This window comes from Aquabacterium lacunae (assembly GCF_004310865.1).
GTDB lineage: Bacteria > Pseudomonadota > Gammaproteobacteria > Burkholderiales > Burkholderiaceae_C > Aquabacterium > Aquabacterium lacunae.
On record NZ_SIXI01000001.1, the window covers coordinates 569,595 to 581,494 of the forward strand.

An 11,900-nucleotide genomic window follows, 5' to 3' on the forward strand; every position below is an offset into this window, starting at 1 on the left:
TCAGGCGTGCTCGCGGTGTTCACCTTCGCCATGCAGGTTGCTGTCGCAACGGCCGCACAGGGTCGGGTGTTCGGGGTTGATGCCGACGTCGTCGCGGTAGTGCCAGCAGCGCTCGCACTTGGCGGCCTTGGCCGGGTTCACCTCGATCTGGGTGCTGTGGCCCTCGGCCAGTTCCACGCTGGACACGATCAGCACGAACTTGAGGTCGTCGCCCAGGCTGCGCAGGTCGGCCAGCAGGCGCTGGCCTTCGTCGTCCTGCGTGCCCACGGTCACGAACAGGTTGGCCTGCAACGAGGCGCCCACGTCACCGCGGGTGCGCACGTCTTCGATGCGGCGGTTGCACTCTTCGCGGAAGGCACGGATGCGCGACCACTTGGCCAGCAGCTCGGTGTCCTTGTCGGCCTCATGGAAATCCCAGTAGGTCTCCGTGAAGATGGTGTCGGTCTGGCCATGGCCCTGGTTGAAGACCTTCCAGGCTTCTTCGGCGGTGAAGCTAAGGAAAGGGGCCATCCAGCGCAGCATGCCGTGCGTGATGTGCCACAGCGCGGTCTGGGCCGCACGGCGGGCCTTCGAGCCCGCGGCGCTGGTGTACAGGCGGTCTTTCAGCACGTCGAGGTAGAAAGCGCCCAGGTCTTCCGAGCAGTACACCTGCAACTTGGCCACCACGGGGTGGAACTCGTAGCGCTCGTAATGGGCCAGGATGTCTTCCTGCAGCTGCGAGGCACGGGCCAGCGCGTAGCGGTCGATCTCCAGCAGCTCGCCCAGCGGCACGGCGTCGGTGGCGGGGTTGAAGTCGGACGTGTTGGCCAGCAGGAAGCGCAGGGTGTTGCGGATGCGGCGGTAACCGTCGACCACGCGGGCCAGGATCTTGTCGTCGATGCCCAGGTCGCCCGAGTAGTCGGTGCTGGCGGCCCACAGGCGGATGATCTCGGCGCCCATCTTGGTGCTGATTTCCTGCGGGGCCACGGTGTTGCCCACCGACTTCGACATCTTGCGGCCCTGGCCGTCGACGGTGAAGCCGTGGGTCAGCAGGCCCTTGTAGGGCGCGCGGCCGTTGATGGCGCACGAGGCCAGCAGCGAGCTGTGGAACCAGCCGCGGTGCTGGTCATGGCCTTCGAGGTACAGATCAGCCTCGGGGCCTTCGGTGTGGCCGGCTTCGGCGTGGCTGCCGTTCTGGGCGTTGAGCACGTGGAAGAAGGTGGTGCCCGAGTCGAACCACACATCGAGGATGTCGGTGGACTTGCTGTACTCGGCGGCCTGCTCACCCAGCCATTCGGCCGGATCGAGCGTGGACCAGGCCTCGACGCCGCCTTGCTCGACCAGCGCCGCGGCACGGTCGATCAGGGCCAGGGTGTCGGGGTGCAGTTCGCCGCTGACCTTGTGCAGGAAGAACGGCAGCGGCACGCCCCAGTTGCGCTGGCGGCTGATGCACCAGTCGGGGCGGTTGGCGATCATGTCGCGCAGGCGGGCGCGGCCGTTCTCCGGGTAGAAGGTGGTCTGGTCGATGGCGTCCAGGGCCAGCTGGCGCAGGGTCTTGTCGGCCTTGTCGACCGTGAACACGCCCTGGCCTTCGTCCATGCGCACGAACCACTGGGCGGCCGCGCGGTAGATGACCGGCGTCTTGTGGCGCCAGCAGTGCGGGTAGCTGTGCGTGATCTCCTTGGTGGCCAGCAGGCGGCCGGCGTCACGCAGCGCATCGAGGATGACCGGCACGGCCTTCCAGATGTGCTGGCCGCCGAACAGGGGCAGTTCGGCCTCGTACACGCCATTGCCCTGCACGGGGTTGAGGATGTCGTCGAACTTCAGGCCGTGGGCGATGCAGCTGTTGAAGTCGTCCACGCCATAGGCCGGGGCCGCGTGCACGATGCCGGTGCCGTCTTCGGCGCTGACGTAATCGGCCAGGTAGACGGGGCTCAGGCGGTTGTAGCCTTCGTGCACATGCGCAAAGGGGTGCTTGAAGTTCAGGCCTTCCAGCTTGGCGCCCGAGGTGGTGGCCAGCACCTTGACCTGATCGGGCTCGAAGCCGTAGCGGGCCGAGGCCTTTTCCACCAGGCTTTCGGCCAGCACCAGCAGGCCCTTGGGCGTGTCGACCAGGGCATAGCTCAGGTCGGCGTGCATGTTCAGGGCCTGGTTGGCCGGGATGGTCCACGCAGTGGTGGTCCAGATCACGGTGAAGGCGTCCTTGGGCAGCGAGGCCAGGCCGAAGGCGGCGGCCAGCTTGTCGGGCTCGGCACAGGGGAAGGCCACGTCCAGTGTGCTGGACTTCTTGTCCATGTACTCGATCTCGAACTCGGCCAGCGACGAGCCGCAGTCGAAGCACCAGTACACGGGCTTGAGGCCGCGGTACACGAAGCCACGCTCCATGATCTTTTTCAGGGCACGGATTTCGTTGGCTTCGTTGCCGAAATCCATGGTGCGGTAGGGGCGCGACCAGTCGCCCAGCACGCCCAGGCGCTTGAAGTCAACGCGCTGGCCGTCGATCTGCTCGGCGGCATAGGCGCGGGCCTTGGCCTGCACGTCATCGCGGCTGAGGTTGCGGCCGAAGGTTTTTTCGATCTGGTTTTCGATGGGCAGACCGTGGCAGTCCCAACCGGGGATGTAAGCCGCGTCGAAGCCGGCCAGCTGGCGCGACTTGACGATCATGTCCTTGAGCACCTTGTTGACGGCGTGCCCGATGTGGATGTTGCCGTTGGCATAGGGCGGGCCGTCGTGCAGCACGAACTTTTTGGCACCCACGCGGGCAGCGCGCAGCTTGCCGTACAGGTCGCCAGCTTCCCACTCGGCCACCCAGGCGGGTTCGCGCTTGGGCAGGTCACCGCGCATGGGGAAGGCGGTGTCGGGCATGTTCAGCGTGGCGCGGTACTTCGACTCGGGTGCGGCGTCCGGCTTGTTGCCCTTGGCGGGCTTGGCATCTTGGCTCATGGCGATCTCGTCAGGTTCGAGCCACGGCCAGCGCTGACAAGGCGAGGCGGCCGGGCTTCGGCAATCGGGGGGCGCATCGCCGACCGACCCGGCGTTGCAAAGGTGTGGCGCAGCGGGCCCGCCACCGGTGCATCGCGCGCCGGCAGGTCAGTCGGCCCGCGTCAAATTCGGTCGCGGGTGGTCTGACGGCCCTGGGCCTGGAAGAAGCCCTTGGCGTCGGCGATGTCCTTGTGAATGGCCGCCTGCAAGGCCTCCAGCCCGTCGTAGCGGGCTTCGTCTCGGAGTTTGTGCAGCAGTTCCACGCGCACGATTTTACCGTAGCCCCCTTCTTTGCCCAGGGCAGCCGGCCACTCGAAGCAATGGACCTCCAGCAGCACACGCCCGGCGTCTTCCACCGTTGGGCGCACACCCAGGCTGGCCACGCCTTCCAGGGGCTGTTCGGCCAGGCCGTGCGTGCGGACCACGAAGATGCCGGAGGTGGCCGGCTTGTCGTGGCCGAAGCGCACGTTCAGGGTGCGACAATCGAGGCTGCGGCCCAGCTTGGCGCCATGGATGACGTGGCCGCTGATGGTGTAGGGGCGCCCCAGCATCTCGGCCACCCGGGGCATGTCGCCGGCCAGCAGGGCGTCACGCACACCGCTGGACGACACGCGTGAGCCGTGCACCTCGTAGCTGCGCATGCGGGCCACGTCAAAGCCCTGAGCCAGGCCTGCGGCGTCGAGCATGTCGTAGTCACCGGCGCGTCTGGCGCCGAATCGGAAGTCATCACCCACCAGCACGTAGCGGGCGTGCAGCCCCCCCACGATCACATCGTCGATGAAGGCCTGCGGGCTGAGCGAGGCCAGGCGCTGGTCGAAGGGCAGCACCACGACCTGGTCAACGCCGCAGCGCTCCAGCTCGGCCAGCTTGTCGCGCAGGGTGGCGATGCGGTGGGGCGCCAGTTCGGGCTTGCCCGCCAGGGCCGAGAAGTAATCCTTGGGGTGTGGCTCGAAGGTCATGACCGTGCTGGGCAGGCCCCGGTGCTGGGCCTCCGAGCGCAACAGGGCCAGCATGGCCTGGTGGCCACGGTGAACGCCGTCGAAATTGCCGATCGTCAGGGCACAGGCCGGAGCCAGCGCCGCATGGTGAAACCCACGAAAGACTTGCATGGCGAGATTATGGGCTCAGGCAGGGGCTCGGCGCAGAAGCGCAGGCATCAAGGCAGCACCACGGCCGGGTCTTCGATCCAGCACCACTGACCTGGGGCCAGATCGGCGGGCAGTGCCAGGCGGCCAATGCTGCTGCGGTGCAGGCCTTCCACCCGGTTGCTCACGGCGGCTACCATGCGCTTGACCTGGTGGTACTTGCCCTGCAACAGGGTAAGCCGCAGGTGGCAGGAGGGCTCACCACCCTCGCCTTCACCCACCACCTCGGCGGCATGCGCTGCCACCGGGGCCGGGTCGTCGTCCAGCACCACACCCGCCAGCAGTTTTTTGATCTGCTCGGGCGTGACGGGGTGCTTGCAGGTCACTTCGTACACCTTGGGCACGTTCTTCTTGGGCGAGGTCAGGGCATGCAGCAGCGCGCCGTCGTCGGTCATGAGCAGCAGGCCGGTGGTGTCCTGGTCGAGCCGGCCCACGGGTTGCAGGCCCCGGCGGCGCAGCGCAGGCGGCAGCAGGTTGTGCACGCCCGGCCAGGCGCCCGGCTTGAGCGAGCACTCGTAGCCGGCTGGCTTGTGCAACATGATCAGGGCCTGCACGTGCGTGACCCAGGGCAGCCCATCAACCACCAGGCTGAGGCGGTCTTCGGGGAACACGGCGTCGGGGTCATCGACCACTTCGCCATTGACGCTGACCAGGCCGCTGCAGATCAGGCCCTCGCATTCGCGGCGGGCGCCAAAGCCCTGGTCGAACAGGATCTGGTCGAGCGTGTTGTGACCGGCAGGCAGGCGGGGGCGACGGGCCATGGTGTGCGGCAAAGGGCGTGAAACGACAGGCCCGCGATCATGCCAGGGATCAGGCCAGGGTTCACCCTCAGGGGTGTCCGGCATTCCGTACGACCCACCGAACGGAAATCCGGACTTCCGCACAAGCGCCGCCAATCGCTGAAAAAACACCTTTTTGAATCAACAACTTGCGAGATCAACTGGGCCACAGAAAGCTGGCACGCAGCGTGCGAAATGCACAGGGTCTTCCACCGCATGGCCCCCGGCCACTTGAAAAGGACCACCGACATGAACCGCATGATGTTCCGCACGGCCGTGACGGCCGCCCTGCTGGCTGGCACCGCGCTGAGCAGCCTGGCCCAACCGGCCTCGCCCACGCTGGCCAAGATCGCCGAAACCGGCACCATCACCCTGGGCCACCGCGAATCGTCGATCCCCTTCTCGTACTACGACGACAAGCAACAGGTGGTGGGCTATTCCCACGAGATGATGCTCAAGGTGGTCGACGCCGTGAAGGCCGAACTCAAGAAGCCGGGCCTGGCCATCAAGCTGGTGCCCGTGACCTCGCAGAACCGCATCCCCCTGATCGTCAATGGCACGGTCGACATCGAATGCGGCTCGACCACCAACAACACCGAGCGCGCCCGCCAGGTCAACTTCTCGACCAACATCTTCGTGGTCGGCACCCGCCTGATGACCAAGAAGGATTCGGGCATCAAGGACTTCCCCGACCTCAAGGGCAAGAACGTGGTCGTGACCGCCGGCACCACCTCGGAGCGCCTGCTGCGCAAGTACAACGAAGAGAAGGATGCCGGCATGCGCATCATCTCGGCCAAGGACCATGGCGAGTCGTTCCTGACCCTGGAAACCGGCCGCGCCGTGGCCTTCATGATGGACGACGCCCTGCTGTACGGCGAAAAGGCCAAGGCCAAGAAGGCCGATGACTGGGTGGTGGTGGGCAAGCCGATGTCGGAAGAGGCTTACGCCTGCATGCTGCGCAAGGACGATGCCGGTTTCAAGAAGATCGTCGATGCCGCCCTGACCAGGGCCATGACCTCGGGCGAAGCGGCCAAGATCTACGCCAAGTGGTTCCAGCAACCGATCCCGCCCAAGGGCCTGAACCTGGCCTGGCCGATGTCGGACGACGTGCAGGCCCTGTTCAAGGCCCCCAACGACAAGCCTTTCGAATGACATGAAGAGTGGCCCGGGCCATTCGCCCGAGGCCACCGAACGAGGTCGGGCACGCACTGCCGGCCCCCGCTGAATCTCACCCAGCCGTTCCAACCCTCGCAGCACCGCACACGGCCCTCAACACCCTGAATGTGGCCGGGTCGAGCCGCTGCATTGCCTGAACCCCACAAGGAGTGAAGACATGAACCATCCCCTCAGCCGCTGGCTGACCGCCGTGGGCGCTGCCCTGGCGCTGGGCTTCGTGCCCGCCCAGCACGCCCTGGCACAAGCCGCCAAGAAAGCCCAGGTGGTGATCCTGGCCACCGGCGGCACCATCGCCGGTGCTGGCGCCTCGGCCGCCAACAGCGCCACCTACCAGGCCGCCAAGGTGCCGGTGGACAAGCTGCTGGCCTCGGTGCCCGAGATCGGCAACGTGGCCAACGTGCGCGGCGAGCAGGTGTTCCAGATCGCGTCGGAAAGCTTCACCAACGCCCACCTGCTGCAACTGGCCAAGCGCGTCTCGGCCCTGAGCAAGCAGAAGGACGTGGACGGCATCGTGATCACCCACGGCACCGACACGCTGGAAGAAACCGCCTTCTTCCTGAATGTGACCGTGCGCACCAGCAAGCCCATCGTGGTGGTGGGTTCCATGCGCCCCGGCACGGCCCTGTCGGCCGACGGCGCCCTGAACCTGTACAACGCCGTGGCCACGGCCGCAGCCCCTGCCGCCGCCGGCAAGGGCGTGCTGGTGACCATGAACGACCAGATCCACACCGGCCGAGACGTGAGCAAGGCCGTGAACGTGCGCCCTGACGCCTTCAAGAGCCCCTGGGGCGAACTGGGCATGGTGGTGGAGGGCCAGACCCACTGGTTCCGCGCCCCCGTCAAGCGCCACACGGTGAACAGCGAGTTCGACATCGACCAGATCGACGCCCTGCCCCAGGTGGACATTGCCTACGGCCATGGCAACGCCTCGCCCGTGGCCTACCAGGCCTTCGCCGCCGCTGGCGCCAAGGCCCTGATCCACGCCGGCACCGGCAATGGTTCGGTCTCGAAAGACGTGGTGCCTGCCCTGCGCGAGTTGCGCAGCAAGGGTGTGGTGATCGTTCGCTCGTCGCGCGTGGGCGGCGGCGGCTTCGTGCTGCGCAACGCCGAGCAACCCGACGACGACTACGACTGGGTGGTGGCCCATGACCTGAACCCGCAGAAGGCCCGCCTGCTGACCGCACTGGCCCTGACCCAGACCACCGACACCAAGCAAATCCAACGCATCTTCCTGGAGTACTGAGCATGCAACGCAAGAACCACCTGACCCTGGCCGCTGTCTCTGCCATCGCCACCACCGTGGCCCTGGTCCTCCCCTTCACGGCATCGGCCCAGAACGCCGTGACCGTCTACGGCATCGCCGACCTGTACCTGCAATACGGTCAGGGCAGCACCGGCTCGCAGCTGTCGGTGCAAACCGGCGGCGTGAGCGGCTCGCGTCTGGGCTTCAAAGGCACGGAAGACCTCGGCAACGGCCTGAGCGCCCAGTTCCAGCTGGAAATGGGCATCAACGCCGACACCGGCTCGCTGGGCCAGGGTGGCCTGGCCTGGGGTCGTCAGGCCTGGGTGGGCCTGAACCAATCGGGTCTGGGCTCGCTGAACCTGGGCCGCCAGAACATTCCCCAGTACGTGGTGCTGGACACCTTCGACCCCTATGGCACGGGCGCTGGCTCGGCCGCTTCCAGCGGCATCGTCTCGACCACCAGCCGCGCCAACAACAGCATCGTGCTGAAGTCGGCCAGCTTCGGCGGCTTCACCGTGCAGGCCATGACCGCCCTGGGTGAAACCGGCACCAGCAACACCGCCAGCAATGTGTACGGCCTGGGTGCCCAGTACAACGCAGGCGCCTTCGCCGCGGGCCTGGCCCTGAGCCAGTTCAAGGCCGCCGACGCCACCAAGGTGGACGCCAACTACGCCCTGCTGACCGGCAGCTACGACTTCGGTGCCTTCAAGGTGACCGGCGGCGTGCAGCGCGTGAACAACCTGGGCGGCGTGGCCACCGTGGACCGCACCGAAGCCCTGGCCGGCGTGCTGGTGCCGGTGTCGGCCAACGGCACCTTCAGCGCTGGCGTGGGCACAGGCACCACCGAAGACCTGGCCGGCAGCCGTGCCAGCCAGTACACCCTGGGCTACACCCACGCCCTGAGCAAGCGCACCAGGCTGTACGCCATCGGCACCGTCATCCAGAACGGATCGGGCACCCAGTACACCGCTGGCGCGGCCAGCGGCGCCGGCCCGACCACGGCCAACGGCAAGGACGTCAGCGCCCTGCAGGTCGGCATCCGCCACGCCTTCTGAGGCTGACGTGCGCACCCCTCATCAGGAGCAGACATGAGCTATCAATGGAACTGGTCGGTGTTCACCGAACCCACGGTCACCGGTGATGGTGGCGTCTACTGGGACTGGATGGTGGCGGGTCTGAAAATGACCGTCACCGTCTCGCTGAGTGCCTGGGTCATCGCCCTGGCCCTCGGTTGCCTGATGGGGGTGCTGCGCACGGTGCCCTCCCCGTGGCTGCGTCGTTTCGCGACCGGCTATGTGGAGGTGCTGCGCAACATTCCTTTGCTGGTGCAGCTGTTCATCTGGTACTTCATCGTGCCGGAGCTGCTGCCCACCGCCTGGGGCGATGCCATCAAGCAGCTCGCCCCCGAAACCCAGCAGTTCGGCGCCGCCGTGCTGTGCCTGGGTCTGTTCACCAGCGCCCGCGTGTGCGAGCAGGTGCGCGCCGGCATCCTCAGCCAACCCGTGGGCCAGGTGCGCGCTGCACTGGCCCTGGGCCTGAGCCTGCCCCAGGCCTACCGCCATGTGCTGCTGCCCATGGCCCTGCGCCTGGTGGTGCCTCCGATCACCTCGGAGTTCCTCAACATCTTCAAGAACTCGGCCGTGTGCTCGACCATCGGCCTGCTGGAGCTGGCCGCACAAGGTCGCCAGCTGGTGGACTACACCGCACAGGCCTACGAGTCCTTCATTGCCGTCACCCTGATGTACCTGGCCATCAACGTGGTGGTCATGCTGCTGATGAGCTGGCTGGAAAAGCGCGTGCGCGTGCCCGGCTACATGGGTCAATGACCAGGAGATGAACATGGCTTACGAATTCGACTGGTCCTCCATTCCCGCTTCCCTGCCCTTCCTGTGGGATGGCATGCTGGTCTCGCTGGAGATCACGGCCACGGCCCTGGTGGTGGGCATCCTGTGGGGCACGCTGCTGGCCATCATGCGGCTGTCGCCCCTGGCCCCGCTGCGCTGGTTCTCGGCGGGCTACGTGAACCTGTTCCGCGCCGTGCCGCTGGTGATGGTGCTGCTGTGGTTCTTCCTGCTGGTGCCGCAACTGCTCACCCAGGTCTTCAAGCTCGACCCCACCACCGATGTGCGCCTGGCCTCGGCCCTGGTCGGCTTTGCGCTGTTCGAAGCGGCCTACTACTCGGAGATCATCCGCGCGGGCATCCAGAGCGTGCCCAAAGGCCAGCTGGCCGCCGCCACGGCCCTGGGCCTGAGCCGCATGCAGGCCATGCGCCTGGTGATCCTGCCGCAGGCCTTCCGCAACATGGTGCCGCTGCTGCTGACCCAGGGCATCGTGCTCTTCCAGGACACCTCGCTGGTCTACGTCTCGGCCCTGGCCGACTTCTTCGGCTCGGCCTACAAGGTGGGCGACCGCGACGGCCGGCTGGTGGAAATGCTGCTGTTCGCCGGCGGCGTCTATTTCGTCCTCTGCTTCGCGCTGTCGCGCTGGGTGCAGAGCCTACAAAGCACCCGCACCCACGTCTGAGCCCGCGCGCTCACCGGAGTCCCCCATGATCCAGATCGACCACGTTTCCAAGCACTACGGCGCCTTCCAGGTGCTGACCGACTGCTCGACCACCGTCGCCAAAGGCGAAGTGGTGGTGGTGTGCGGCCCCTCGGGCTCGGGCAAGTCCACCCTGATCAAGACCGTCAACGGCCTGGAGCCCATCCAGGGCGGGCGCATCATCGTCGATGGCGTCACGGTCAATGACCCGAAAACCAACCTGTCCAAACTGCGCTCACGCGTGGGCATGGTGTTCCAGCACTTTGAGCTGTTTCCCCACCTGAGCATCATCGAGAACCTGATGCTGGCCCAGCTGCACGTGCTGGGTCGCGGCAAGGACGAAGCCCATGACAAGGGCATGCGCCTGCTGGAGCGTGTGGGCCTGAAGGCCCATGCATCGAAGGCGCCCGGTCAGCTGTCGGGCGGCCAGCAGCAGCGTGTGGCCATTGCCCGCGCCCTGTGCATGGACCCGGTGGTGATGCTGTTCGACGAGCCCACCTCGGCGCTCGACCCCGAGATGGTGGGCGAGGTACTGGATGTGATGACCGAGCTGGCCACCGAAGGCATGACCATGATGTGCGTGACCCATGAGATGGGCTTTGCGCGCCGAGTGGCCGACCGGGTGATCTTCATGGACGCCGGCCGCATCGTCGAAGACCGCCCCAAGGCCGACTTCTTCGACCACCCGAATTCCGAGCGTGCCCAGCAGTTCCTCGCGCGCATCCTGCACCACTGACCCCCGCTGAAAGGTCTCCCCATGGTTCATACGCCTCGAATTCCTTCTTACCTGCCCGAAGACGCCCCCGGCGCCTGGGGCATGTTCCTGGAGCAACTGGACCGGGTGGAGCCCCACCTGGGCGACCTGGCCCGCTGGACCGACACCCTGCGCCGTCCCAAGCGCACGCTGATCGTCGATGTGCCCGTGCGCATGGACGATGGCCGCATCGAGCACTTCGAGGGCTACCGCGTGCAGCACAACCTGTCGCGCGGACCAGGCAAAGGCGGCGTGCGGTTTCACCCCGAGGTGAACCTGTCGGAAGTGATGGCCCTGTCGGGCTGGATGACCATCAAGAACGCCGCCGTGAACCTGCCCTACGGCGGCGCCAAGGGCGGCGTGCGCGTCGACCCCAAGCAGCTGAGCCTGGGCGAACTGGAACGGCTGACGCGTCGCTACACCAGCGAGCTGGGCCACTTCATCGGGCCGGACCAAGACATCCCGGCCCCCGATGTGAACACCAACGACCAGGTCATGGCCTGGATGATGGACACCTACGCCATCAACCACGGGGCCATGCACACCGGCGTGGTCACCGGCAAGCCCGTGACCATGGGCGGCAGCCTGGGCCGCCGTGACGCCACCGGCCAGGGCTGCTACGTGGTGGCCCGCGAGGCCTGCCAGAAACTGGGCATGCAGCTGCCGGGCAGCCGCGTGGCCATCCAGGGCTTCGGCAATGTGGGCAGCGCCGCCGCACGGGCCTTCCACCAGGCCGGTGCCCGCATCGTGGCCATCCAGGATGTGGCCGGCACCGTGCACGCCGAAGCCGGCATCGACCCCGTGGCCGTGAGCGAGCACCTGGCCCGGGGTGGCCAGTGGAGCGACCTGCCCGGCACCACCTTCCTGAGCCGCGAGCAGTTCTGGCAGACGCCCTGCGACATCCTGCTGCCCGCCGCCCTGGAAAAGCAGATCACGCTGGCCAATGTGGGCCAGATCCAGGCCCGCCTGATCGTGGAAGGCGCCAACGGCCCGACCACCCCCGAAGCCGAAGACGTGCTGAACGCCCGCGGCTGCGTGGTGCTGCCCGATGTGCTGGCCAATGCCGGTGGCGTGACGGTGAGCTACTTCGAGTGGGTGCAGAACGCCACCAGCTTCTTCTGGACCGAGCAGGACATCATGGACAAGCTCGACCGCGTGCTGACCGAGGCATTTGCCGCCATCTGGCAGCTCTCGCAGGAGCGAGGCGTGAACCTGCGCACCGCGGCCTTCATCCAGGCTTGCACCCGCGTGCTGCAAGCCCGTGCCATGCGTGGCCTGTACCCCTGACTGATATCCTTGGG

Annotated in this window: 10 protein-coding genes; 7 read left to right on the forward strand and 3 right to left on the reverse strand. The window is 66.8% G+C overall.

Translation table 11 applies throughout. From position 1 onward, the window contains the following. From ileS to EYS42_RS02515, 3 genes are all read right to left on the reverse strand, one after another. Window positions 1-2,922 (reverse strand): isoleucine--tRNA ligase, encoded by a 2,922-nt coding sequence (ileS, locus tag EYS42_RS02505; protein ID WP_130966262.1) that lies wholly within the window; start codon window positions 2,920-2,922, stop codon window positions 1-3. Window positions 2,923-3,083: 161 nt separating this feature from the next. After that, window positions 3,084-4,070 carry a bifunctional riboflavin kinase/FAD synthetase gene (locus EYS42_RS02510; RefSeq protein WP_130966263.1) on the reverse strand — a complete coding sequence of 329 codons (987 nt, stop codon included), beginning with the start codon at window positions 4,068-4,070 and terminating at the stop codon, window positions 3,084-3,086. A 47-nt stretch (window positions 4,071-4,117) separates the two neighbouring features. After that, complete coding sequence (locus tag EYS42_RS02515; protein WP_130966264.1) at window positions 4,118-4,867, reverse strand: pseudouridine synthase; 750 nt, start codon at window positions 4,865-4,867, stop codon at window positions 4,118-4,120. A 276-nt stretch (window positions 4,868-5,143) separates the two neighbouring features. On the opposite strand from EYS42_RS02515, the gene EYS42_RS02520 reads away from it, so the two are divergent. The 7 genes from EYS42_RS02520 to EYS42_RS02550 all read left to right on the forward strand — a co-directional run bounded on the left by EYS42_RS02520 (window position 5,144) and on the right by EYS42_RS02550 (window position 11,886). After that, a complete protein-coding gene (locus EYS42_RS02520) occupies window positions 5,144-6,037 on the forward strand; it encodes a glutamate/aspartate ABC transporter substrate-binding protein (RefSeq protein ID WP_207301101.1) in 894 nt (297 codons plus the stop codon). A 181-nt stretch (window positions 6,038-6,218) separates the two neighbouring features. Next, window positions 6,219-7,304, forward strand: a complete 1,086-nt coding sequence (locus EYS42_RS02525; RefSeq protein ID WP_130966265.1) for a type II asparaginase — start codon at window positions 6,219-6,221, stop codon at window positions 7,302-7,304. 2 nt (window positions 7,305-7,306) lie between these two features. Next, window positions 7,307-8,359 carry a porin gene (locus EYS42_RS02530; RefSeq protein ID WP_130966266.1) on the forward strand — a complete coding sequence of 351 codons (1,053 nt, stop codon included), beginning with the start codon at window positions 7,307-7,309 and terminating at the stop codon, window positions 8,357-8,359. 33 nt (window positions 8,360-8,392) lie between these two features. Then, window positions 8,393-9,130, forward strand: coding sequence for an amino acid ABC transporter permease (locus tag EYS42_RS02535; protein ID WP_130966267.1), 738 nt, complete (start codon window positions 8,393-8,395; stop codon window positions 9,128-9,130). Between the two features lie 13 nt (window positions 9,131-9,143). Beyond that, window positions 9,144-9,827 carry a glutamate/aspartate ABC transporter permease GltK gene (gene gltK / locus EYS42_RS02540; protein ID WP_130966268.1) on the forward strand — a complete coding sequence of 228 codons (684 nt, stop codon included), beginning with the start codon at window positions 9,144-9,146 and terminating at the stop codon, window positions 9,825-9,827. 25 nt (window positions 9,828-9,852) lie between these two features. Beyond that, entirely contained in the window at window positions 9,853-10,581 is a 729-nt protein-coding gene (locus tag EYS42_RS02545) for an amino acid ABC transporter ATP-binding protein (RefSeq protein ID WP_130966269.1), read from the forward strand. Window positions 10,582-10,602: 21 nt separating this feature from the next. Next, the gene (locus EYS42_RS02550; RefSeq protein WP_130966270.1) at window positions 10,603-11,886 is read left to right on the forward strand and encodes a Glu/Leu/Phe/Val family dehydrogenase; all 1,284 of its coding nucleotides are present in this window, start codon (window positions 10,603-10,605) and stop codon (window positions 11,884-11,886) included. Window positions 11,887-11,900: the final 14 nt, after the last annotated feature.